Origin of the sequence: Nocardioides houyundeii (assembly GCF_002865585.1) — a bacterium.
GTDB classification, from domain to species: domain Bacteria; phylum Actinomycetota; class Actinomycetes; order Propionibacteriales; family Nocardioidaceae; genus Nocardioides; species Nocardioides houyundeii.
Window position 1 is genome coordinate 1,985,268 of sequence record NZ_CP025581.1, and the last position, 22,624, is coordinate 2,007,891.

Below are 22,624 nucleotides of genomic sequence, written 5' to 3' on the forward strand. Positions count from 1 at the left end.
GACACCTCACTGCTCGTAGCGGACGGGTCCCTCACGTTCGAGCCTCTCCCGTTGCGGAACGACCGTGTACTTGGGGTCGCGGGCAGAGGCCAGCCCCGCCTCGAACACCCCGAACCGGGTGCACGCGGAACCGGCCATCAGCGCGACCCCGGCCAGCCCGGCCAGCACGCGGCTGCGGCCGCCCAGGGCGGCACCGAGCCCACCCGCGACCGTCAGCAGCTTGGAGGCTCGCATCAGGCGTCCAGCCCTGCCCTCGTGCAGCGGCTCGACGGTGATCCCCATCGAGCGCTCCATCCGCTGCTCGGCGACGAGCTCCAGAAGAGCGCCGCCGACGGCGAGGCGGCGTACCGGGAGCGTCTCGGACACGGGCGCGCCGAGCAGTCCCAGGCCCGCCGAGGCCGCTGCTGCGGACCCGACGAAGACGAAGGGAAGCTCGCGGTAGGCCGCGTGCCAAGAAGGCGTCGCGGTGTCGGAGAGCAGGACCGCGGTGTACGCCGCCAGGGGCGGTCCGAACAGCGCCGCCCAGAGCCCCGCAGGGCGATCCACGAAGGCGGTGACGCGGGTGAGGCCGCCCAGCAGGCCCGGCCGGCGACTCTCGGGCAGCATGTCGAGAAGCTCCGCGACGCCGGCCAACCCAGCCCCGGGCGCGTACCCGGTGATGATCCAGGTGCCGACCGACATCGGGCTGGTCAGCTTGGCCACCCGCAGCATGTTGACGAAGCGCGACGGCTTGCCGAGGTCGTGGACCAGTGCCGCCCCGGAGAACGTCAGGGCCGCCAGAGCCCCCAGGCGACCGGTGCGTCGCAGGTGCCGACGGCCGGTGAGGTCGGCTCCCGCCGCGATCAGTGCGGAGCCCGCGGCCAGACCACCGGTGAAGAGGTACGCCGGGATGTCGGCCTCCCAGGGCGCGGGCTTGACGATGGGCCGCCCGTAGTAGGAGCTGAACTCAGCCTCAGGCACCACCGACTCCACGCCCGGACCGTGCCGTCGCCGGCCGCCGGGCCGCCGGGGCCGGCGGCTGCCTGCGGACCCGATCACTGCCGAGGTCTGCTGCTCGTCCCGCGGGTCCTCGTTCACCGGCGCCGCCCCACGAACGCCAGCGCCCCACCCGCCAGCAGCGTCACCGCGGCCGCGGTGGCACGGCGGAACATGTGGGGCAGGTCGGCGGTGGTGACCACCGGGTCGGGGGGGAAGCCGTAGACCTCCGGCTCGTCGAGCAGCAGGAACATCGAGCCGGCGCCACCCACCCCGTCATGTGGGTCGTTCCCGTAGAGGCGGGCGTCCATGATGCCGGCCTGGTGCAGCTGCGCCACCCGGGCGCTGGCCCGCTCCCTGAGCTCCTCAACGTCCCCGAACTGGATCGACTGGGTGGGGCAGGACTTCGCGCAAGCAGGCGTCTCACCGACGGTGAGACGGTCGTAGCACAGGGTGCACTTCTGGGCGATCCCGACGTTGCTGGCACCGTCGGGGCCCTTGCGGCGATCGATGACGCCGTACGGGCAGGCGGGTACGCAGTAGCCGCACCCGTTGCAGATGTCGTCCTGGACCACGACTGTCCCGAACTCGGTGCGGAACAGCGACCCGGTGGGGCAGACGTCCAGGCAGGCGGCGTGGGTGCAGTGCTTGCACACGTCGGAGGACATCAGCCAGCGGAAGTCCGGCTTCTCGCCGGGGTCCCCTGTCGGGTCCGCCTGGTCTGCCACCGCCTCGGCCGTGTCCGTGGGGCGCATGGTGGGCATCGGCAGGTCGGTGACCTCCGGGGGGCGCATCCCCGGATCCTGGGCGCCCAGCTGCTTGCGCTGCTCGATGAACGCGACGTGGCGCCACTGGTTGGCGTTGAGCGAGTGGCTGTTGTCGTACGACGTCGCCGTCATGTCGAAGTGGGTGGCCGGGACGTCGTTCCACTCCTTGCACGCGACCTCGCAGGCCTTGCAGCCGATGCAGATGCTGGTGTCGGTGAAGAAGCCCTTGCGCGCCGGATGGTCTGCGCTGTATCCGGCGTCGGCCGTGGGGTTGACCGGGCCGTAGAGGCTGTTCTTGCCGCCGATCATCGGTCGTCTCCGCTCGTTGGATCCTCCGGTGCCGACCCGTCGCCGCTGCCGCCGTCGGGGCGGGGTGTCGCGTCCCCGGAGTCCGCGCTCCCGGCTCCCGCCCCCGTGGTGACGATCGGTCTGGACAGGTCGTGGTCGACCCCGGCCCTGCGCTGGTAGTCGGCCACCAGGGCGCTCAGGTCGCGGCCGGTCGGCCGGCGTCCGGCCCGGACGTCGCAGGTTCCCACCTTGGTCTCCTGGATCAGCACGTTCGGGTCGAGCGAGATGCCGATGAGATCGTTGGCCGAGTCGCCGGTCACAATGCCTCCCTGGCCCCAGTGGTACGGCAGCCACACCTGATGAACCACCCTGTTCTCGACACGCAGCGGTGTCAACCGGTCGGTGACCATCACGCGTGCCTCGATCGCCGCCCGAGCCGTGACGATGGTCGCCCAGCCACCGTTGTCCAGGCCTCGCTCGGCGGCGAGCTCGGGTGAGACCTCCACGAACATCTCCGGCTGCAGCTCCGCCAGCCGCGCGACGTACCGGCTCATCCCGCCGGCTGTGTGGTGCTCGGTGAGCCTGCTGGTGGTGAAGACGAACGGGAAGACGTCCCCGTGCTCCTCGGGCGGGCTGGGGTTCATCCGGTTCTCGGCCCTGGCGTACTCCTTGCGTGCCGGATTGGCCTGCTGTCCGTAGATCGGGTTGGAGAACGGCGACTCGACCGGTTCGTAGTGTGTCGGCATCGGGCCCTCGAGCAACCCCACCGGCACGTAGAGCGCACCCTTCCCGTCGCCCTGCATGATGAACGGGTCGTCGCCGGAGATGCCGGCCACGCCTTCGTCGTCCGGGCCGGAACGGTAGGACGGAGGCTTGTTCTTCTCGAAGTCCGGGACGTCGTGGCCCGTCCACTCCCCTGCCTCCGCGTCCCACCAGACGTAGGCCTTCCGGTCGCTCCACGGCTTCCCGTCCGGGTCGGCGGAGGCACGGTTGTAGAGGGTGCGCCGGTTGGCCGGCCACGCCCACCCCCACTCCGGGGCGACCCACGACTGCTCCGCCCCGGGCTTGCGCCGAGCCGCCTGGTTGACCCCGTCCTTGAAGACCCCGGTGTAGATCCAGCAGCCACCGACGGTGGAGCCGTCCGTCTTCATCTCCGTGAACGTGGACAGCGGCCGTCCGGTGGCGACCTCGTATCCGTTGATCTCCTTGAGCACCGCCTCGGCGCTGGGCTCGGCGTGCTCGCCGTGGGTCGGGTAGTCCCAGGCCAAGTCCAGGATGGGACGGTCGCGCTCGTCCCCGGAGCTAGCCAGGCGCTCCCGGACCATCCTGCCCAGGTGGTAGAAGAACCACAGCTCCGAGCGACAGTCGCCGGGCGCCTCCACCGCCTTCTCCCGCCACTGCAGCATGCGCTGGGTCTGGGTGAAGGTCCCCTCCTTCTCCACGTGGGAGGCCGCGGGCATCAGGAAGACCTCGGTGCCGCACTCCTCCGGCACGATCTCGCCGGTCGCGACCTCCGGGGAGTCCTTCCAGAAGGTGGCGCTCTCGATCTCGAACAGGTCGCGCACCACCAGCCAGTCGAGGTTGGCCATGCCGAGGCGCTGCGCCTTGCCGTGCGCCGAGCCCACTGCCGGGTTCTGTCCCAGCAGGAAGTAGCCCTTCACCTTGCCGTCGATCATGTCCAAGACCGTGCGGTAGGTGCCGTGGTCGCCGGAGATCCTCGGCATGTGGTCGAAGCAGAAGTCGTTCTCCGGCGTGGCCGCGTCACCCCAGTAGGCCTTGAGCAGGCTGATCGCGTAGGCCGGTGCGTTGGCCCAGAAACCCTTGGCGCCGGGCTGTCGGACCGCGTCGACCCACTTGTCCAGGGAGGTGTGCTCCTGGGCGTTGGGCATCGGCAGGTAGCCGGGCAGCAGGTTGAACAGCGTGGGGATGTCCGTCGAGCCCTGGATGCTGGCGTGACCGCGCAGCGCCATGATGCCGCCCCCCGGGCGTCCGATGTTGCCCAGCAGCAGCTGCAGGATCGCCCCGGTGCGGATGTACTGGACCCCGACCGAGTGCTGGGTCCACCCCACGCTGTAGACCAGGGCCGTGGTCCGGTCCCGGCCCGAGTTCTCCACCCAGGCCCGACAGACCTCGAGGAAGGCCTCCTCGGAGACTCCGCAGGTGCTCGACACCATCTCCGGGGTGTAGCGGGAGTAGTGCCTCTTGAGGATCTGGTAGACGCAGTTGGGGTCCTGGAGCGTCTCGTCGCGCGGCGGGTGGCCTGAGACCTGGATGCCGTGGGTCTCGTGCTGCATCGCGCTCGCGGTCTCGCGCTGCATCGCCTCGTCGTCGTCCGCGGAGTCACCCTCCTGCGTCGCGTACTGCCACGACTGGGTGTCGTAGGTGCGCGTCTCGGGGTCGAAGCCGGAGAAGAGCCCGTCGAGGTCCTCGGTGTCGCGGAAGTCCTCGCTCACGATGGTGGCCGCGTTGGTGTAGGCGACCACGTAGTCCCGGAAGTCGAGTCCGTTGCTCAGCACGTAGTTGACGATCCCGCCCAGGAACGCGATGTCGCTCCCCACGCGCAGCGGCACGAAGGTGTCGGCCAGGGCGCTGGTCCGGGTGAACCGAGGGTCGACGTGGATGACCTTGGCGCCCCGCGCCTTGGCCTCGACGACCCACTGGAAGCCCACCGGGTGGGCCTCGGCCATGTTGGAACCCTGGATGATGATGCAGTCAGAGTTCGCGAGGTCCTGCAGGAACCCGGTGGCGCCGCCGCGCCCGAAGCTGGTCCCCAGACCGGGGACGGTGGCGGAGTGTCAAATGCGCGCCTGGTTCTCGATCTGGATGGCGCCCATCGCGGTGAAGAGCTTCTTGATGAGGTAGTTCTCCTCGTTGTCCAGCGTGGCTCCCCCCAGGCTGGCGATCCCCATCGTGCGGCGGACCCTCCGGTCCTGCTCGTCGAACTCCTGCCAGTAGTCGCGACGGGTCTTCACGACCCGGTCCGCGATCATCTCCATGGCGGTCTCGAGCTCCAGGTCCTCCCACTCGGTGCCGTAGGGGCGCCGGTAGCGGATCTTGGTCTGGCGCAGCGAGCTGGTCACGAGGTTCTTGCTCGCTGCCCCCTTGGGACAGAGCCTGCCGCGGGAGATGGGGCTGTCGGGATCACCCTCGATCTGGGTGACCTCGCCGTCCTTGGTGAACACCAGCTGACCACACCCGACCGCGCAGTAGGGACACACGCTCCGGGCGACGCTGTCGGCCGTGGTGGTGCGGGAGGTGATCTCCTCGGTGCGCTGCGAACGCACGGAACTGCCACGACCCAGCACGTCGTCGCCCCGCAGCTGCCTCAGCAGCGGCCAGTTCAGGAACGTCTTCGCCATCTCGTCACCTCCACTCAGGACGCCGACGTACCCAGTGTGCATGCTTCATGCGCGGACCACCAGCGTCGCCTCGCCCGCATCCCCGGCGCCGCGCGCCACGAACTCGCCCACCACCGGGTGCCCGGGCAGCTCGCCGGCGACCAGCAGACCGCCGGAGGTCTGGGCGTCGGCGAGCAGAACCAGCTCGTCCTCGGACACCTGGGCCTGGAGGTGGGGGCGCACCCACTCGAGGTTGCGGCGACTCCCCCCGGGCACGTAGCCCTCGGCGTACGAGGCGCGGACGCCGTCCAGGTAGGGAACCGCCGCGCTGTCGATGACCGCGGCGACCCCGCTGGCACGCGCCATCTTGTACAGGTGGCCCAGCAGGCCGAACCCGGTCACGTCGGTGGCGGCGCGCACGCCCGCCGCGAGCGCGGCCCGGGAGGCGTCCCGGTTCAGGGTGGTCATGGTCGCCACCGCCTCCTCGAACCGCTCCCCCGTGGCCTTGTGCCGGTTGTTGAGCACTCCGAGCCCCAGAGGCTTGGTCAGGGTGATCGGCGTCCCCGCCACGGCGGCGTCGTTGCGCAGCAGCCGGTCGGGATCCCCCAGGCCGCTGACCGCCAGGCCGTACTTGGGCTCCGGGTCGTCGATGCTGTGCCCGCCCGCGAGGTGGCACCCGGCCTCGACGCAGACGGCGGCGCCACCGCGCAGCACCTCCCGCGCCAGCTCGAACGGCACCTTGTCCCGGGGCCACGCCAGCAGGTTCACCGCGAGCACGGGCTCTCCCCCCATGGCATAGATGTCCGAGAGCGCGTTGGCCGCCGCGATCCGGCCCCAGTCGTAGGGGTCGTCCACCACCGGGGTGAAGAAGTCGGCGGTGGCGATGAGGGCCTGCCCGCCGGCGATCCGCACCGCCGCCCCGTCGTCGCCGTTCTCCAACCCGACCAGCAGGTCTCCGCCACTCGCCCGGCCGCCGGGCAGGTCTGCCAGCACCCGCTCCAGCTCACCGGGCGGGACCTTGCAGGCACAGCCACCGCCTGCGGCGAACTGGGTCAGACGGACGGTGGGAGCAGCGGTCATGGGACCGACCCTAGGGACCGCTGGGGGGCACCTGTCTAGAGTGATGACGACGTTGCGGGGAGGCGTTTCTCGTCTGGTGACGGGCACGGTCCTCAAAACCGTTGTGAGCGAGCATCTCGGTCAGGCGGGTTCGATTCCCGTCCGCCTCCGCCAACGTCGACGCTCCAGCCGAGCTCGGGAGGCCCAGATGGTGGATCCGCCAAGCAGCGACGTACGCCGGGCGGTGCCCCGCACCGACGTGGTGCTGGCCGATCCGCAGCTTGCCGAGGCTATCGAGCGTCTCGGCCCCGCGCTGGTCAAGCAGGCGGTCCAGCGGGCTCAGCAACGGTGCCGGACGGGCGAGGTGGCCCCGGAGTCGGTGGTGGCCGCGGCCTGCGAGGAGCTGCCCCGATCCGCGACCGCGCTGCGCCGCGTGCTCAACGCCACCGGGGTGGTGGTGCACACCAACCTCGGTCGGGCGCCGCTGTCCGCGGCCGCTGTCGAGGCGCTGGCGCTCGCTGCCGGCGCCACCGACGTGGAGCTGGACCTGGCCAGCGGCCGACGAGGACGCCGCGGCCGCTCCGCGCTGGACGCGCTCGCCGCCGCCGTGCCGGAGGCCGGCGGGGTGCACGTGGTCAACAACGGGGCCGCCGCACTGGCCCTGGTGGCCTGCGCGCTCGCCGGGCCGGGGCGACCCGACGCCCGCGACCCCGCGGCACAGCGGCGCACGGAGGTGGTGATCGCCCGGGGTGAGCTGGTCGAGATCGGCGACGGGTTCCGCATCCCCGAGCTCCTGGAGTCGGTGGGGGCCACGCTCCGCGAGGTCGGCACCACGAACCGGGTCCACCTGGCCGACTACGCCGGGGCAGTGGGTGAGCGGACCGCCTTCGTGCTCAAGGTCCATCCCTCCAACTTCGTGGTCTCCGGGTTCACCTCCTCCGTCGGTCTCGCCGAGCTCGCCACCCTGGACGCGCCGCTGGTGGCCGACATCGGCTCGGGGCTGCTCGCCCCGCACCCGCGGCTGCCCCAGGAGCCCAGCGCGGCAGCGGCGCTGCGGGCCGGCGCCGACCTGGTGACCGCCTCGGGCGACAAGCTGCTGGGCGGTCCCCAGTGTGGCTTGATGCTCGGGGACGCCGTGCTCGTCGAGCGGTTGCGACGTCACCCCTTCGCCCGTGCGCTGCGGGTCGACAAGCTCACCCTCGCCGCCCTGGAGGCGACGCTCACCGGCCCGGTGTCGCCCGTCGCGGCCGCGCTCGCCGCCTCGCGCGAGGAGCTGTGCCGCCGCGCGGAGCGGATCTGCCGCGCGGTGGCCGACGTGGTCGAGGCGACGGTGGTGACCAGCGAGGCCGCCGTCGGGGGCGGCGGGGCCCCCGGAGTCAGCCTCCCCAGCGCCGCCGTGGCGCTGCCGGTGCACCTGGCCGAGCCGCTGCGCGTCGACCCCGTGCTGCCGATCGTGGGCCGGGTGGAGCGGGGCGCCCTGCTGCTCGACCTGGTCGCCGTGGATCCCACCGAGGACGAGGCGCTCGTCGCGGCACTGCGACGCGTGGTCGCGGCGGACTGAGCGGTGTACGTCGTCGCCACCGCCGGGCACGTCGACCACGGCAAGTCCACCCTGGTCGACGCGTTGACCGGCATGCAGTCCGACCGGCTGGAGGAGGAGCGCCGCCGGGGGCTCTCCATCGAGCTGGGATTCGTCTGGACGCACCTGGGCGACGTCGGGGAGGTGGCCTTCGTCGACGTCCCCGGCCACGAGCGGTTCATCACCACCATGCTGGCCGGGGTCGGCCCGGTTCCGGCGGTGCTGTTCGTGGTGGCCGCGGACGACCCGTGGATGCCCCAGGCTGCCGAGCACCTCGCCGCCCTCGACGCGCTCGGCGTCCGGCATGCCCTGGTGGCGGTGACCCGGTGCGACCTGGCCGACCCTGCCGGGGCCGTGTCCCGTGCGTCCGCCGAGGTCGAGCGCACCTCGATGCGCGGCGCCCCCGTGGTCGCCGTCTCCGCGCGCACCGGGGCCGGCCTCGACCAGCTCCGGTCCCAGCTGACCGCCATGGTCGGTGCGCTCCCCCAACCCGACCCGGACGCCGGCGTGCGGTTCTGGGTGGACCGTCGCTTCACCGTGCGCGGCGCGGGCACCGTGGTCACCGGCACCCTCCCGGCCGGTCGGGTCGCCCGCGGTGACGAGCTTGAGCTGGGCGGTGTCCGGCTGCGGGTGCGGGGCGTTCAGTCGCTGGGGCAACCGGTCGAGGCGGCCACCGGGGTCTCCCGGGTAGCGCTCAACCTCGCCGGTGACGAGGTCGCACAGGTGGACCGGGGCAGCGTGCTGGTGACCCCGGACGCCTACCACCACACGAAGGTGCTGGACGTCCGGCTGACCGGCGGCCACCAGCGGGAGGACCGACTGCCCGGGCACCTGCAGCTGCACGTCGGGGCAACGGACGTGCAGGCGCAGGTCCGCCCCCTGGCGGCCGACCTCGACCCCGACCTGGTCCGCCTCAGCCTCGAGCGCCCGCTACCGCTGCGGGTCGGTGACCGGGCACTCCTGCGGGACCCCGGAAGCAGGACGGTCTGGGGTGTGCACGTGCTCGATCCCGCCCCTCCCCCGTTGGGGCGCCGTGGCGCCGGCCGCGCGCGGGCCCGGCAGCTGGCCGACGTGACCGGTGTCCCGGACGTGGTGTCGGAGATCGCCCGGCGAGGCCTGGTGGACGACCGCACGCTCCGCCGGATCGGCGTACCGGTGGACGGGCCGCCGTCCGGCGCGGTGCGCGCTGGCGGGTGGTGGCTCAGCGCGGAGCGTGCCGAACGGGCCGCCCGTGAAACGGCCCGGATGGTCGCCGAGCACGACGCGGCGCAGCCGCTGGACCCCGGGCTGCCGCTGACCGTGCTGGCCGATCGCCTGGGCCTGCCGTCGGCGGAGCTGGTGTCAGCCGTCGTCGCCGCGCCGTTGCGGGTGGCGGGCGGGCGGGTCCGGGCACAGGCCCCGGCCGCCTCTCTGCCGCCCGAGGTGGAGCGTGCCGTGACCGCCCTGGAGCAGGAGCTCGCCGTTTCCCCGTTCGCCGCGCCGACCGCGGAACGGCTGGCCGAGCTGGGCCTCGACGTACGCCGGGTCGCCGTCGCAGCCAAGGCCGGGCGGTTGCTGCGGGTCGCGCCCGGGATCCTGCTCCTGCCGGGCGCCGAGCAGCAGGCGGTGGACCTGCTGTCCGGCCTGCCTCAGCCCTTCACCACCAGCCAGGCGCGGCAGCGCCTGGCCACCACGCGCCGGGTCGCCCTGCCCCTGCTCGACGCCCTGGACCGGCGGGGGCTCACCCGCCGGCTGCCGGACGACCGGCGCGAGCTCTGCTGAGCAAGGCTCAGTCGAGGGCCTCGCTCGCACGCGTGGGGTCCGCCCCCGACACCACGTCCCGCGTCTCGTCGTGGCTTCCGTGCCAGTCCAGCACCAGCACCGTGGCGTCATCCTCCAACGCGTGCCCCGCTGCCACGAGGGCACTGTCCGCGAGCGCCCGCACGACCTCGCGCGGATGTAGGTCGCCGGTCTCCCGGATCGCCCCGGCGAGGTCGATCCCGGCGACGTTGCGTTCCAGCATGCCGTCGGTGACGAAGACGACCCGGTCTCCCGGCTCGAGGTTCACACTGGTGCTGCCGTAGGTGCTCTCGGTGAACAGGCCGAAGGGCAGGTCCACGCCGAGCTCCAGCGGCACGACCGCCGAGTCGCGCAGGAGGAAGGGCAGGACGTGACCGGCGTTGACCAGCTCCAGGACGCCCGTCCTGAGCTCGAGTCGGCCCATCACGCCGGTGACGAAGTCATCGCCGTCGTGACTGGCCGCGTGGACGGACAGTGCGACGTTGGTCGCGGCCGCCTGGTCCAGGAGCGAAAGTCCGCGCCGGCGCGCGCCCCTCATCCCCCCGAGGCAGACGCTCGCCGTGAGGGCGGCGTTGACTCCATGGCCCATGGCGTCGGTGAGCGAGAGCTGCAGGGAGTCGCGGGCCAAGCTGTAGTCGAAGGTGTCCCCGCCGATGCTTGCGGCCGGTTCGAGCCACCCCGCGAGGGTGAACGCTGCTGCCTCGCAGGTCCGAGCCTCGGGCAGCAGACGCTGCTGGATCTCGGCCGACAGGCTGAACTCGCGGCTGCGCTGTCCCCACTCGAACAGGTCGGTGTGCCGACGGTTGGCGATCACCACGAACGCCAGCAGGTGCGCCACCTGCGCGATCTCGGTGACGACGGCGTCGTCGGGCTCGACGGGCAGGAACATCTCCAGCAGCCCGATCGACTCACCGCGTTCGGTCACCGGTGCCAGCACCCGCCAGGTGTCGAGGACGAATGCGCCCACGCCGTCCGGCGGCACCACCCGGACCTGCTGGGTGCGCACGGTCTGCTCCTCCAGCCCGCCGTCGAACGGCACCACCGTGGCCGACTCCTCCTCGTCACGACGCTCACCCGTGACAGGCCCATCAGGCTGGGCGGCGGTGCTGGGCACCAGCGGCACGTGGGCCAGCCGGACCAGGGCCCGCCCCGACATGTCGGTGACGAGGAACGACACTGCGGACGCGCCGAAGGCGAGGCCGAGCTCGCGGGCCACCTGTTCCACTGCCTCGACCGGAGAGGCGGCCTCCGCGGCCTCCAGGAAACGTCTGACGTCCGTGAGCCTGTGACGTTCCATTCGCGGAGCATAACGGTAGGACGTGAGGCATCCTGTGGCGGTGGAGCACAACCGTGGCCGCCAGCGCGGCGCCCTGACGGACTGGAACGACGCACGTGGCTTCGGCTTCATCTCACCGAGTGCCGGGGGGCCGCGGGTGTTCGCCCACGTGAGCTGCTTCCCGACCGGCGGGCGACCGGTGACCGGTCGTGAGGTCACCTTTGTCGCCTCCCGGGACGACCGGGGCCGCCCGCGTGCCGACCAGGTGCGGTACGTCGGGGTCGGGCGGCTCGAGTCGCGGGCTGTACGGCGCCGACAAGGCGGCGGCTCAGCAGGGCAGGCGACGAACCCCGGAGTCCACACTGCACCTGATCGGGCTGGCGGGCGGATGGCCGGGCGCGCTCATCGCGCGGCAGCTCTTCCGGCACAAGACGGTCAAGCAGCCGTTCAGCACGATCTTCTGGGGCACGGTCGCCGTCAACTGCGGGGCACTCGCCTGCCTCTGGATGGTCCCGACCCTCAGCTCCTTGCTCGCTGCGTGACGGCGATGCACCCCAGGACCACCACGCCCGTCACCGGGACCGATGCCGGGAGGTGCTCGCCGAGCAGCAGGACGGCCCACACCACGGTGAACAGGGGCTGCGCCAGCTGCAGCTGGCTGGCCCGGGCGACCCCGATCAGGCCCATGCCTCGGTACCACACGACGAAGCCAAGGAACTGGGACACCGCTCCCACGTAGAGCATCCCGCCGAGTGCGGTCCCGGTGAGGTGCACGGGCTCGTGCTGCACGGCGAGCAGCGCGATCGCGGCGTTCACCGGCACCGCGAGGACCACAGCCCAGGCAATGACCTGCCAGCTCGGCAGGTGGCCCGCGAGACGTCCCCCTTCGGCGTAGCCGGCCGCACACAGCGCCAGCGCGGCGAACAGGAGCAGATCCGCACCACTCGGGGTCCCCTGGTTCTGGGACAGGGTGAACAGGACCACCGCCGCCGCCCCGGTGCCGGCCGCCCCCCAGAACACGGCCGAGTGTCGCTGTCCGGTGCGCCAGGAGGAGATGGCCGCGGTGGCGACGGGCAGGCATCCGATGACCACCGCGGAGTGCGCCGTGGTGGAGGTCTGGAGCGCCAGGGTGGTGAGCAGCGGGAAGCCCACGACGCATCCCAGCGCCACCACGACCAGGCCGGTCCAGTCCACGCGGCTCGGGCGGGATGCGCGCATCCCGACGAGTGCGCCACCCGCCAGCACCCCGGCCAGCAGGCCCCGCCCGCCGGTCGTCGTCCAGGGCCCGAGGCCGTCGAGCGCCCACACCGTGGCGGGGAAGCTGAAGGAGAAGGCCAGCACGCCCAGTCCGGCCAGCGTCACGCCCGAGAACGTGGATGGCGGCACGAGGTAACCGGCAATAGCGCTATTCTGATCCGTCATGAAACACGATAGCAGCGCGGCCGGCACCCTGGCGGAGGAGCTCGCGGCAGAGATCGAGATGCTGCCGGAGGGCCGACGCGTGCCGTCGCAGCGCGTGCTGGTGCGCCGGTTCGGCGCGAGCGCCACCACGGTCGCCCAGGCGCTGCGACTGCTGACCCAGCGCGGACTGGTCGAGACACATCCCGGCTCCGGGACGTTTCGCGCCCGGACCGAACGCCCGGTCGCGTCGGGTGACACCTCCTGGCAGGAGGCCGCCCTCGAGCTCACCGAGGGACTCCGGGAGGGCGAGGGCACCCGCAGGTTCGGCGGTCCCGGCCTGGCCGACGTACTCGACGCACACGGGCCCGACGTGATCGACCTCAACGGCGGCTACCTGCACCCCGAGCTCCAACCGTCCCAGCTGCTCCGCGCGGCACTGACCCGGGCCGCCAAGCGGGTCGAGTCCTGGGAGCGGCCACCGGCCGGCGGGATCCCGGAGCTGCGCGACTGGTTCGCCCGCGACATCGGCGGAGGGCTCGGACGCAGCGACGTCCTGGTGTGCGGCGCCGGTCAGGCTGCCCTGGCCACGACGATGCGGGCACTCGCCCAGCCGGGCGACCCGGTGGTCGTGGAGTCCCCCACGTATCCGGGCACCATGGCGGCCGCCCTCGCCGCGGGCCTGAGACCCGTCCCGGTCCCGCTCGATGCGGAGGGGATCCTCCCTCAGCACCTCGACGACGCGCTGGCCCGAGCGCGAGCGCGGGTCGTCGTCGTCCAACCCAGGTGGCACAACCCCACCGGCGTCTCGATGAGCCCGGGCCGGCGCGCCGAGGTACGCAGCATCGCCAAGGCGCATGACGCCTTCGTGATCGAGGACGACTTCGTGCGGCACCTGGACCACGCCGACGCGCCGGTGCCGAGCGCGCCGATGGTCGCCGACGACGCGGACGGCACCGTGGTCCACATCCGATCCCTGACCAAGGCCACCTCGCCCAACCTCCGCATCGGGGGAATCGCGGCCCGTGGCCCCGTCGTCGACAGGCTGCGCGCCGCCCTGCTGGTCGACACCATCCTCACCCCCGCTCCCCTGCAGCTCGCGGCGCTCGAGGTGGTGACCTCCTCGGGCTGGCGCCGGCACCTCACGACGCTGGGCGTGCAGCTGCACGAGCGCCGCGAGATCGCGGCACGGGCCGCCGTGGACACGTTCGGCGAGGGCTGTCTGCCCACCGCGCCGCGCGGCGGCTACCACCTCTGGGTCGCCCTGCCGCGGCACACCGACGGAGCGGCCCTGGCCCGCCGGGCGCTGACCCTGGGCGTCGCCGTCACTCCCGGGTCCAACTACTACCTGCCCGGCACCGAGCCCCGTCCCAACCTGCGGTTGAGCTACGTGGCCACGCCCAGCGGCGCGGACCTCGAGAGCGGCATCCGCCGCTTGCGCGACCTGCTCCCGCCCTCCTGAGGCTCCCCCTGCCCGCTCCCCGCCGACCCGGCTACGCTCGAGCAGACGCCGACCGGCCCCATCCAGATCGTTTGTGAACGGAGCACCCCATGGCACGCACGATCGCCACCAACAACCACGTCGACCTCGACGGGCTGCTCGAGTTCGTCCGCCCTCGGCACCGGATGCTGCTGATCACGCAGCGCGCGGACGGGACCCCGCAGGCATCGCCGGTGACCGGCGGCGTGGACGACGCCGGCCGCCTGGTGATCTCCAGCTATCCCGAGCGCGCCAAGACCCGCAACGCACGACGGCGTCCCCAGGTCGACGTCGTGGTCGTCTCGGACGAGTGGAACGGCCCGTGGGTGCAGGTCTCCGGCACCTGCGAGGTCCTCGACGCCACGGCAGGCGAGGAAGCCCTGGACGCCTTCGTCGAGTACTTCCGCAACATCGCCGGGGAGCACTCCGACTGGGCGGAGTACCGCCAGGCGATGCTGGACCAGGGCAAGTCGCTGCTGCGCATCACGCCCACCACGTGGGGTCCCGTGGCCACCGGCGGCTTCCCGGCGTCCTCGGCCTGAGCCGCACTCCGGGGCCACGACCGGACACCGGAGACCCGCGATGCGGATCGCGACGGCCACCAGCGCCGGCCGCGTGGGCCGGGAGAACGAGGACTTCGTCGGGGCGGTGCCCGGCGCCGCCGTGCTGGTCGATGGTGCCGGCATCCCGGGTTCCCAGCACCTGTGCCGGCACGGCGTGGCCTGGTACGCCCAGCTGCTCGGGGGCACCCTGCTCGCACAGCTGGCGTCGCCTGACCCCAGGCACGGCCGAGTCCCAGCGCGCCCGCCGGGCGGCGGGCGCCGGCATGCGGGAGCGGCGCAACCAGCCCGGCGGCTACTGGGTCGCCAAGGAGGATCCGCGCGCCGCGTCCGAGGCCGTCACCGGGAGCACGCCGGTGCACCAGCTGCGTGGGGCGGCCCTGCTCAGCAACGGCGCGAGCCGCCTGGTGGACCCCTACGGCCTGGCCCGATGGCCCGAGGCCGTGGCGCTGCTGCGACGCGCGGACGGCCCCAGACGTTCCTCGGATGGGTCCGGCGGGCCGAGTCCGAGCCGGGCGCCGCCGAGCAGCTCCCAGGAGCCGACTCCCCGGACGACGCGACCGCGGCGTACTGGGCGAGGATGGGGGCATGACCGACCGACCGCGCTGGTTCACCCACGCCGACGAGGGCCACTCCCAGTGGTACGTCGAACGCTTCCGCACCATGGCCGCCGAGGGCGCCGACCTCGAGGGGGAGGCCAGGCTGGTGGACGCCATGGTCCCGCGCGGCTCCCGGATCCTGGACGCCGGCTGCGGCCCTGGCCGCATCGCGGGGGCCCTGCACCGCCGGGGGCACCGCGTGGTGGGCGTGGACGTCGACCCCGTGCTCATCGAGGCCGCCAAGGCCGACCACCCCGGGCCGACGTACCACGTCGCGGACCTCGCCACGCTGGACCTGGCGGAGGAGCCGTTCGACCTGGTGGTCTCCGCGGGCAACGTGATGGTGTTCCTCACCCCCGGCACCGAGCCGGCCGTGCTCGCCCGGTTGCGGGACCACGTGCGGCCTGGTGGCCGCATCGTCCTGGGATTCCGCCGGGAGCCCGACATCTACTCCTACGACCAGCTGGACCGCGACGCGGCTGCGGCGGGACTGACCCTCGAGCACCGGTTCGCCACCTGGGACCTCGAGCCGTTCACCGCCGACTCCGGTTTTGCCGTCACGGTGCTGCGGGTGCCCTGAGCCTCACTCCCCCAGCCGGATGGTCCGCAGCCGCCGGGTGGCGTACCAGGTACCGCCCACCACCACGACGAGGAGCAGCACCACGGCGGTCGACAGGTCCACGGCCGACTCGATGCCGAGCCGGGTCGCCTCGTCGCCCAGCACGGACTCGGTGACCGCCAGCGCCCACTGCAGGATGCTCAGTGACTGGGCGCCAGGCACGATCTGCCCCACCAGGGACTCCCAGACCAGGGCGTAGACGAGTCCGAGCACCACCGCGTTGCGGGTCACCACCGAGAGCATCAGGAACAGCGCGCAGTAGGCCACGCCCCCCGCCAGGCTGCCGGCGCCGAAGGCGAGCGCGACCCGCCCCAGCTCACCGGTGACCACCACGGCTCCCACCAGCACCGGCAGCGCCCCCAGCACGGTGACCACCGCGACCGCGACCGCCAGCTTGGTGAGGATGATGGTGAAGCGGCTCAACGGCTTGGACAGCAGGTAGACGATCGAGCCGTCGTCGATCTCGGAGCCGATCGCGCCCGTGCCGGTGATCAGTCCCAGCAGCGGCAGCAGGACGGCCATCCCGAAGCCGGCCACCACGCCTTCGACGATCCCGGCGCGGGCGGAGGCGTCGTCGTCGAGCGAGGCGAAGACCCGCGCGAACACGCACAGGGCCAGCAGCACCCCCGGCAGCAGCACCAGGAGCAGGGCGCGCCGGCGCCCCAGCAGCGTGCGCGCGGTGAGCCTGGCGACGATGCGGTTCATCGCTCCACCAGGTAGGAGAAGACGCTCTCCAGGGACTCGTCGGAGGGACGGACCTCCAGCAGTCGCACGCCCCGCGCCGCGGCCAGCTCCGGCAGCGCGTGCACGAAGGCAGCGTGCTCGGTGACCTGCACCGCCAGCTGCGCCCCGCCCTGACCGGTGCCCCCGGCAGCGGCGCCGTCGCTGGACAGCTCCACCCCGGACACGCTGGGCTGCGTCATCAGCGCCGAGGCCAGCACCCGGTCGGAGTCGGAGCGGATCGTGTACTGGTGGGGCCGTTGCGTCATCAGCCGTCGGATCTCCCGGAAGTCGCCGGACGCCGCGTGCCGCCCCGAGACCATCACCTCGATGCGCCCCGCGATCTGCTCGACCTCCTCCAGGATGTGGGAGCTGAACAGCACCGTGCGCCCCTCGTCCCCCAGCCGGTCCAGCAGCTCCATGAGCTGGAGCCGCTGACGGGGGTCCATGCCGTTGAACGGCTCGTCGAGCAGCAGCACGGCCGGATCGTGCACCATGGCCGTGGCCATCTTGACCCGCTGCTTCATCCCCTTGGAGTAGGTGCGCATCTCCCGGTCCTGCGCCGGTGTCATCTCGACCGTCTCCAGCGCCCGCCGCGCCGCACCCTCGGGGTCGGGAAGCTTGTGCAGCTGGGCGTTCGCGAGCACGAACTCCCACCCCGTCAGCACGTCGTACATGTCCTCGCGCTCGGGCACCAGGCCCAGGTCGCGGTAGATCTGCTCGTTGCGCCACACGGGCACGTCCCCCAGCGTCACCGTTCCCGACGACGGCGCCAGGAACCCGCCCATCATGTGGATCAGGGTGGACTTGCCGGCGCCGTTGGGTCCCAGCAACCCGGTGACGCCGGGCCCGATCCGCATCGTGACGTCGTTGACCGCGACCACGTTGCCGAACCAGCGCGACACCTGGTCGAGCACCAGCGCGGTCATGAGGTCGGCACCCGGCGGTAGCGCAGCAGCAGCGCGAGGTAGGCGCCCAGCACCAGGGTGAGAGCCACGGCGGCGTAGACCAGCGTGCCGGTCAGGCCGATGGACCAGCTCCCGGAGCCGTCGATCACCGCGCCCGCCAGCCCGTCGACCAGCGCCGGCGGCGAGATCAGCCCGGAGTAGTCGGCCAGCGCCGGCTCGTCGTACTCGGTGGCGATGCCCCGGATGGCGGACTGCACGCCGGAGAGCACCAGCAGCACCGTGATCACCGCGGCGACCCCGAGTCCCCGCCGTGGAGTGAGCGCTGCGATGAGCAGGGCCAGCCCGGAGAGCAGCACCGCGTAGCCCAGGCAGACCACCAGGGCCACGAGGAAGTCGGGCAGCTCGTCGGCAAGCGGCTGCTTGAGCAGCAGGGCGCCGGTGAACAGGATCGTCACCGGGACGACGAGCAGCACCAGGACGGCGGCCACCATGGCGGCGACCTTCGCCTGCACGTACGCCGCGCGTCCCAGCGGTCGGGCGAAGTACAGCGGGACCACCCGGAAGCGCAGGTCGCGGGAGACCAGCACCGGTGCCTGGCCGGCCACGAAGATGGCCACCACGACCTGGAACTCGAACGGGTACTCGCGGTAGGTAACCGGCAGCTCGTCGGCCCGGATCATGCTGGTGACCACCACCATGACCACCGCCGGGAGGCACATCACCGCGAGCAGCAGCATCGGCATCACCTTGGACCGCGCGGACCTGCCGAGGCCGTAGGCGCCGCGCAGGCTGTCGAGGAAGAGGGATCGCTGCACGTAGCGCTCCCCCAGCCTCGGGCCGTCGTAGTGCCGGTAGCCGATGTCGTGGATGACGCCGGTGTGCTCACCGCCGTCCCCGGCGACCGACCCGGCATCAGCGCTCGGGACCACCGCTCACCTCCTCCGGGCCGGTGAACATCTCCGCCATCCGGTGCCGCCCGGGCTCCAGCCGCACGAGCCCGCACCCCAGCCCGACGGCGGCGTCCCTGATCCGGTCCAGCACCGCCTCGTCGTCCAGCCGCACCTGGAGCAGGCGGCCGTCGCGCCCCACCTCGGTGCCACCGGCACGCAGCAGGTCGGCCAGGGGTCCCGGGTCGCCGTCCACCTCGACCAGCAGCACGCCGGTGGTGGTGGTGATGTCAGCCGTGCTGGAGTAGCGCAGCAGATGACCGCCGTCGATGACCACCACGGTGTCGCACACGCGCTCCAGCTCGCCCAGCAGGTGGGAGGTCACCAGCACCGAGATGCCGAACTCGGTGCCCACCCGCCGGATCAGACCGAGCATCTCCTCCCGTCCCGCTGGGTCCAGCCCGTTGGTCGGCTCGTCCAACATCACCAGGTCGGGGTCGTGGACCAGCGCCTGCGCGAGCTTCACGCGCTGCCGCATCCCGGTGGAGTAGCCGCCCATCGGGCGGTAGCGCTCCTCGTAGAGGCCGACGTGACGCAGCGTGTCCGCTGCGCGCTCCCGGGCTGCGGTGGTGGGCAGCCCGGACATCCGGCCCATGTGCACGACGAACTCGGTCGCCGAGACGTCCGGTGGCAGGCAGTCGTGCTCGGGCATGTAGCCGACGCGCTCCCGGATGGCCATCGGCTCGGTCGCGACGTCGAGGCCGAGGACCGCAGCGGATCCCGAGGTCGGCTCCGCCAGGCCGAGGAGCATCTTGAGCAGCGTGGACTTGCCGGCACCGTTGGCGCCGACCAGGCCCACGATGCCGGGAACGATGTCGACGCTCAGGTCCTCGACGGCCGTGACCGCGCCGTACCGCTTGGTGAGTCGATCCGCGCTGATCAACGTCATCCGCCGCTGCCACCTCCGGAGCTCGGGCCCGCCAGGACAGTCTGACGTCCTGGTGCCGGACCCGCAACGGCGCCGCGGCAACGTCCTCCCGGCCACCCGCGCCTCGCCCTGGGGTCGGCGCCCTGGCACCTCGTGCGAGGCTTGGTCCGTGACCCTGCGTATCGCTTTCACCCCCGGCGCGACTCCCGACAAGTGGGCTCGCGCCTGGCGGGACCGCCGTTCGGAGTCCCTGGAGCTGCTCCCGATCGAGGAGTCCGAGCAGCGCTCGGTGCTCGACCAGGGACGTGCCGACATGGTGCTGGCCCGGCTGCCCGTCGAGGGCGACGACCTGCTCTGCATCCCGCTCTACGAGGAGCTGCCCGTCGTCGTGGTGGGGCTGGAGCACCCGCTGTCGGTCTACGACGAGGTCTCGGTAGCCGACCTGGCGGACGAGCAGTTCGTGCTGGGCGTCCCGGCCGAGGTCTCGGCCGCCTCCCCTCAGCTCGACTTCCCCCCGATGAGCACCCGGGACGCCATCGAGGTGGCCGCCAGCGGCACCGGCGTGGTCGTCGTGCCCCTGTCGGTGGCGCGGCTGCACCACCGCAAGGACGTGGTCCACAAGGTCGTCACCGACCTGCCCAGCACCCGGATCGGCCTGGTGTGGCTCAAGGACTCCGACGACGACCGCACCCAGGCCTTCGTGGGCGTGGTCCGAGGCCGCACCGCCCGCAGCTCGCGGGAGTGACTGAGCCTGGGAGTCGCCTCAGGAACGTGCCTTGACCGAGTGCCGCACCGCCAGGGTCTTGCGGATGCTCTCCTCGTCGAAGGGCTCCCCGAGCCACTCGAAGAGTCCTCGCAGCGCGCCCGGGTCGTCCTGGTAGTCGTCGTAGTGCACCCGGTACGCCGCCTCGCCGAGGTCGTCGGCCACCGCCAGCATCCGCTCCTCGATGACCTCCAGACGACCCAGGGCGTCGTCCTTGTGGCGCCAGAAGGCGCTGGCCGCGACGTCGGGGAGGTTGCGGGTGTTGACCACGAAGCGAGCGCCGGGGAACACCTGCCGCAGGAAGTCGACGTAGTTCGCGAGGTCGGTGTCGTACCAGCGGATCTCCTTGAACCCCGCCACCCTCGTGCGGCGCTGCGGCCGCAGCAGGGTCTCCAGCACCAGCCGACGGATGTCGCGCAGGGATGCCTCCTCGTCGAAGCCGTGGATGCCGAACCAGGGGTGTGTCGACTCCCGCGCGTTCTGCGGGTTGACCCGAGCCCGCTCCACCAGCCCGCTGCGGTGGAACTCGTAGAGGTGCCGCAGGGCGTGCCGGTTCTCCCCGCGGATGAGGTAGCCCGGGATGGAGTTGAGCAGCCCCATGAGCAGCGTGGACCCGGAGCGTCCGTAGGTCATCACGAAGACGAACTCGAGCTCGTCACCCGTGACCCCACGCCTCGTCCACCGCACGGGAGGAGATTCTAGCCTTCGTCGCGGAGCAGCTGGTCCAGCCACCGCCCGAGCTCTCGGGCGCTCGCCTCGACCATGGCCGGCCAGTCGTTCGCCGAGGAGTCGGCGTTGTCGGACACGTGCTTGACCAACCTGGCCGGGACCCCGAACTGCGCCGCCGTCCAGGCGACGGCATAGCCCTCCATGTCGACCAGGTGCGCGCGTCCGGCCAGGTCCGCGCGCACCACCGGGTCGTTGACGAAGACGTCGCCGGTGGCCAGCACCACCTCGCCCGCCCCCACGACCAGACGCTCCTGGGGGTCGTAGCCCAGCGCCCGGACCGCGGCGGCGTTGATGTCGTGGTTGAGGACCACGCCCGGCTCGAAGAGACCGGACAGGTCGTCGTGCAGGGCCCCCGCAGTGCCCACGTTGACCACCGTCAGGTCGCTGAGGTCGACCATCTGCGCGAGGGCCCGCGCCGTGGCGGCCGCCGCGGCGGTCTTGCCCATACCGGTGACGACCAGCGGCAGGCCCGCCGGCACGTACGCCGCCTCCGCGGCCGTGGCCGCGACGACCAGCAGTCGCTGCCGGCTCACCAGCTGCTCGTCAGCGGACGACCCTCGTGGAACCCTGCGGCGGACTGGATTCCCACCACGGCGCGTTCGTGCAGCTCCTCCACCGAGCGCGCGCCGGCATAGGTGCAGGCGGAGCGGACGCCGCTGCAGATCTCGTCGATCAGGTCCTCCACGCCCGGCCTGGCGGGATCGAGGTACATCCGCGAGGACGAGATCCCTTCCTCGTACAGCCCCTTGCGGGCCCGGTCGTACGCCGACTCCCCCGCGGTCCGGTTGGCCACCGCCCGCGCGGAGGCCATGCCGAACGACTGCTTGTAGGCCCGTCCCTCCGCGTCCTGCATCAGGTCCCCGGGGGACTCGTGCGTGCCGGCGAACCAGGAGCCGACCATGGCGGCGGATGCCCCGGCCGCCAGGGCCAGGGCCACGTCGCGGGGATGGCGGATGCCGCCGTCGGCCCAGACGTGCTTGCCCTTGGCGCGCGCTGCTGCGGCGCACTCGAGCACCGCGGAGAACTGGGGCCGGCCGACCCCGGTCATCATCCTGGTGGTGCACATCGCACCGGGCCCGACGCCCACCTTGACGATGTCGGCGCCGGCCTCGACGAGGTCTTCGGTGCCCGCGGCCGAGACCACGTTGCCGGCCACCAGCGGCACCCCAGGGTCGAGCGCGCGCACCGAGCGCAGCGCCTCCAGCATCCGCTCCTGGTGCCCGTGCGCGGTGTCGAGCACCAGGCAGTCGACGCCGGCCGCCAGCAGCTCCTTGGCACGGGGGACCACGTCGGCGCCGATGCCGACGGCGGCGGCGATCAGCAGTCCGCCGGCCCCGTCCTGCGCCGGGCTGTAGAGCGTGGCGCGCAGCGCGCCCTGCCGGGTGAGCACTCCGACCAGCTCGCCTGCCTCGTCCACGGCGACCGCGAGCGGGGCACGCGCGGCGTCGAGACGCTCGAACGCGGTGCGCGGGTCGGTGCTGGCCTCGATCAGCACCAGGTCCGTGCTCATCACGTCCTTGACCTGGGCGAAGCGGTCCACCTCGGCACAGTCGGCCTCCGCCACCAGGCCCACGGGGCGGCGGCCCTGGAGCACCACCGCGGCGCGGTGGGCCCGCTTGGGGATCAAGGAGAGCGCCTCACCGACGGTCTGGTGTGGGGCGAGCTCGATGGGGGTGTCGAAGACGTGGTGCCGGGCCTTGACCCAGCCGATCACCTCCGAGACCACGGGGATCGGGATGTCCTGCGGGAACACGGTCAGCCCACCGCGGCGAGCCACCGTCTCCGCCATCCGCCGGCCCGCGATGGCCGTCATGTTCGAGACCACCAGGGGCAGGGTGGCGCCCGTGCCGTCCGCGGTCGCGAGGTCCACGTCGTACCTGCTCGCGACGTCGGAGCGACTCGGGACCATGAAGACGTCGTCGTACGTCAGGTCGTGAGCAGGGCCCAGGTCGTTGAGGAATCGCACAGCCAG

General features: G+C 72.4%; 21 protein-coding genes, 1 tRNA gene and 2 pseudogenes. 10 read left to right on the forward strand and 14 right to left on the reverse strand.

Features of this window, described 5'->3' with window-relative positions:
• Positions 1 to 6: 6 nt before the first annotated feature.
• From nrfD to selD, 5 genes and pseudogenes are all read right to left on the reverse strand, one after another.
• Positions 7 to 1,077: an NrfD/PsrC family molybdoenzyme membrane anchor subunit gene (nrfD, locus tag C0R66_RS09515; RefSeq protein WP_206747643.1), complete on the reverse strand. Its 1,071-nt coding sequence runs from the start codon at positions 1,075 to 1,077 to the stop codon at positions 7 to 9.
• On the reverse strand, positions 1,074 to 2,051 hold the full coding sequence (locus tag C0R66_RS09520; RefSeq protein ID WP_101524489.1) for a 4Fe-4S dicluster domain-containing protein: 978 nt from the start codon (positions 2,049 to 2,051) through the stop codon (positions 1,074 to 1,076). Before C0R66_RS09520 ends, nrfD begins: the two co-directional genes overlap by 4 nt.
• Positions 2,048 to 4,813: pseudogene (gene fdh / locus C0R66_RS09525) on the reverse strand (formate dehydrogenase); the annotation flags it as partial. The pseudogene fdh and the gene C0R66_RS09520, both read right to left, overlap by 4 nt.
• A gap of 12 nt (positions 4,814 to 4,825) precedes the next feature.
• Complete coding sequence (locus C0R66_RS20415) at positions 4,826 to 5,389, reverse strand: molybdopterin-binding domain-containing protein (RefSeq protein ID WP_101526166.1); 564 nt, start codon at positions 5,387 to 5,389, stop codon at positions 4,826 to 4,828.
• Positions 5,390 to 5,434: 45 nt separating this feature from the next.
• Positions 5,435 to 6,448: a selenide, water dikinase SelD gene (gene selD, locus C0R66_RS09535; RefSeq protein WP_101524491.1), complete on the reverse strand. Its 1,014-nt coding sequence runs from the start codon at positions 6,446 to 6,448 to the stop codon at positions 5,435 to 5,437.
• 58 nt (positions 6,449 to 6,506) lie between these two features.
• Between selD and C0R66_RS18675 the strand changes: the two genes are divergently transcribed.
• The 3 genes from C0R66_RS18675 to selB all read left to right on the forward strand — a co-directional run bounded on the left by C0R66_RS18675 (position 6,507) and on the right by selB (position 9,767).
• Positions 6,507 to 6,601: transfer RNA gene (locus tag C0R66_RS18675), tRNA-Sec, on the forward strand.
• Between the two features lie 34 nt (positions 6,602 to 6,635).
• Positions 6,636 to 7,988: an L-seryl-tRNA(Sec) selenium transferase gene (gene selA, locus C0R66_RS09540; protein ID WP_101524492.1), complete on the forward strand. Its 1,353-nt coding sequence runs from the start codon at positions 6,636 to 6,638 to the stop codon at positions 7,986 to 7,988.
• Positions 7,989 to 7,991: 3 nt separating this feature from the next.
• On the forward strand, positions 7,992 to 9,767 hold the full coding sequence (gene selB, locus C0R66_RS09545; RefSeq protein ID WP_101524493.1) for a selenocysteine-specific translation elongation factor: 1,776 nt from the start codon (positions 7,992 to 7,994) through the stop codon (positions 9,765 to 9,767).
• Between the two features lie 7 nt (positions 9,768 to 9,774).
• On the opposite strand, the gene C0R66_RS09550 is transcribed toward selB, so the two are convergent.
• Positions 9,775 to 11,082 (reverse strand): PP2C family protein-serine/threonine phosphatase, encoded by a 1,308-nt coding sequence (locus C0R66_RS09550; protein ID WP_101524494.1) that lies wholly within the window; start codon positions 11,080 to 11,082, stop codon positions 9,775 to 9,777.
• A 40-nt stretch (positions 11,083 to 11,122) separates the two neighbouring features.
• On the opposite strand from C0R66_RS09550, the pseudogene C0R66_RS20275 reads away from it, so the two are divergent.
• Positions 11,123 to 11,272, forward strand: a pseudogene (locus C0R66_RS20275) (cold-shock protein); the annotation flags it as partial.
• Positions 11,273 to 11,315: 43 nt separating this feature from the next.
• On the forward strand, positions 11,316 to 11,603 hold the full coding sequence (locus tag C0R66_RS09560; RefSeq protein WP_199286623.1) for a DUF1294 domain-containing protein: 288 nt from the start codon (positions 11,316 to 11,318) through the stop codon (positions 11,601 to 11,603).
• Here the strand turns inward: C0R66_RS09560 and C0R66_RS09565 are convergent.
• Positions 11,581 to 12,423 (reverse strand): DMT family transporter, encoded by an 843-nt coding sequence (locus C0R66_RS09565; RefSeq protein WP_241901407.1) that lies wholly within the window; start codon positions 12,421 to 12,423, stop codon positions 11,581 to 11,583. The two genes, C0R66_RS09560 and C0R66_RS09565, sit on opposite strands and share 23 nt — an antisense overlap.
• Before the next feature lie 58 nt (positions 12,424 to 12,481).
• Here C0R66_RS09565 and C0R66_RS09570 point away from each other — a divergent pair, with 58 nt between their 5' ends.
• The 4 genes from C0R66_RS09570 to C0R66_RS09585 all read left to right on the forward strand — a co-directional run bounded on the left by C0R66_RS09570 (position 12,482) and on the right by C0R66_RS09585 (position 15,678).
• Positions 12,482 to 13,921, forward strand: a complete 1,440-nt coding sequence (locus tag C0R66_RS09570; RefSeq protein WP_101524497.1) for an aminotransferase-like domain-containing protein — start codon at positions 12,482 to 12,484, stop codon at positions 13,919 to 13,921.
• An 89-nt stretch (positions 13,922 to 14,010) separates the two neighbouring features.
• Positions 14,011 to 14,481 (forward strand): PPOX class F420-dependent oxidoreductase, encoded by a 471-nt coding sequence (locus C0R66_RS09575; RefSeq protein ID WP_101524498.1) that lies wholly within the window; start codon positions 14,011 to 14,013, stop codon positions 14,479 to 14,481.
• A 40-nt stretch (positions 14,482 to 14,521) separates the two neighbouring features.
• A complete protein-coding gene (locus C0R66_RS09580; protein WP_199286624.1) occupies positions 14,522 to 15,091 on the forward strand; it encodes a hypothetical protein in 570 nt (189 codons plus the stop codon).
• Complete coding sequence (locus tag C0R66_RS09585; protein ID WP_101524499.1) at positions 15,088 to 15,678, forward strand: class I SAM-dependent methyltransferase; 591 nt, start codon at positions 15,088 to 15,090, stop codon at positions 15,676 to 15,678. Before C0R66_RS09580 ends, C0R66_RS09585 begins: the two co-directional genes overlap by 4 nt.
• Positions 15,679 to 15,681: 3 nt before the next feature.
• Here C0R66_RS09585 and C0R66_RS09590 read toward each other — a convergent pair whose 3' ends face one another.
• From C0R66_RS09590 to C0R66_RS09605, 4 genes are read right to left on the reverse strand one after another with little or no spacing between them, the layout of a single operon-like run.
• The gene (locus tag C0R66_RS09590; RefSeq protein ID WP_101524500.1) at positions 15,682 to 16,422 is read right to left on the reverse strand and encodes an ABC transporter permease subunit; all 741 of its coding nucleotides are present in this window, start codon (positions 16,420 to 16,422) and stop codon (positions 15,682 to 15,684) included.
• Complete coding sequence (locus tag C0R66_RS09595; RefSeq protein WP_101524501.1) at positions 16,419 to 17,366, reverse strand: ABC transporter ATP-binding protein; 948 nt, start codon at positions 17,364 to 17,366, stop codon at positions 16,419 to 16,421. The genes C0R66_RS09590 and C0R66_RS09595 overlap by 4 nt, the downstream gene beginning before the upstream one ends.
• Positions 17,363 to 18,274, reverse strand: a complete 912-nt coding sequence (locus C0R66_RS09600) for an ABC transporter permease (RefSeq protein WP_199286625.1) — start codon at positions 18,272 to 18,274, stop codon at positions 17,363 to 17,365. The genes C0R66_RS09595 and C0R66_RS09600 overlap by 4 nt, the downstream gene beginning before the upstream one ends.
• Positions 18,258 to 19,181: an ABC transporter ATP-binding protein gene (locus C0R66_RS09605; protein WP_101524502.1), complete on the reverse strand. Its 924-nt coding sequence runs from the start codon at positions 19,179 to 19,181 to the stop codon at positions 18,258 to 18,260. Before C0R66_RS09605 ends, C0R66_RS09600 begins: the two co-directional genes overlap by 17 nt.
• A gap of 148 nt (positions 19,182 to 19,329) precedes the next feature.
• On the opposite strand from C0R66_RS09605, the gene C0R66_RS09610 reads away from it, so the two are divergent.
• Positions 19,330 to 19,905, forward strand: a complete 576-nt coding sequence (locus C0R66_RS09610; protein ID WP_101526168.1) for a LysR substrate-binding domain-containing protein — start codon at positions 19,330 to 19,332, stop codon at positions 19,903 to 19,905.
• 18 nt (positions 19,906 to 19,923) lie between these two features.
• Here C0R66_RS09610 and C0R66_RS09615 read toward each other — a convergent pair whose 3' ends face one another.
• Genes C0R66_RS09615 through C0R66_RS09625 form a run of 3 tightly spaced genes read right to left on the reverse strand, consistent with a single transcriptional unit; the run spans position 19,924 to position 22,618 of the window.
• Entirely contained in the window at positions 19,924 to 20,610 is a 687-nt protein-coding gene (locus tag C0R66_RS09615; RefSeq protein ID WP_101524503.1) for a sulfotransferase, read from the reverse strand.
• A gap of 11 nt (positions 20,611 to 20,621) precedes the next feature.
• Positions 20,622 to 21,185 carry a nucleosidase gene (locus tag C0R66_RS09620; RefSeq protein WP_101524504.1) on the reverse strand — a complete coding sequence of 188 codons (564 nt, stop codon included), beginning with the start codon at positions 21,183 to 21,185 and terminating at the stop codon, positions 20,622 to 20,624.
• Positions 21,182 to 22,618 (reverse strand): GuaB1 family IMP dehydrogenase-related protein, encoded by a 1,437-nt coding sequence (locus C0R66_RS09625; RefSeq protein WP_199286627.1) that lies wholly within the window; start codon positions 22,616 to 22,618, stop codon positions 21,182 to 21,184. Before C0R66_RS09625 ends, C0R66_RS09620 begins: the two co-directional genes overlap by 4 nt.
• Positions 22,619 to 22,624 lie beyond the last annotated feature (6 nt).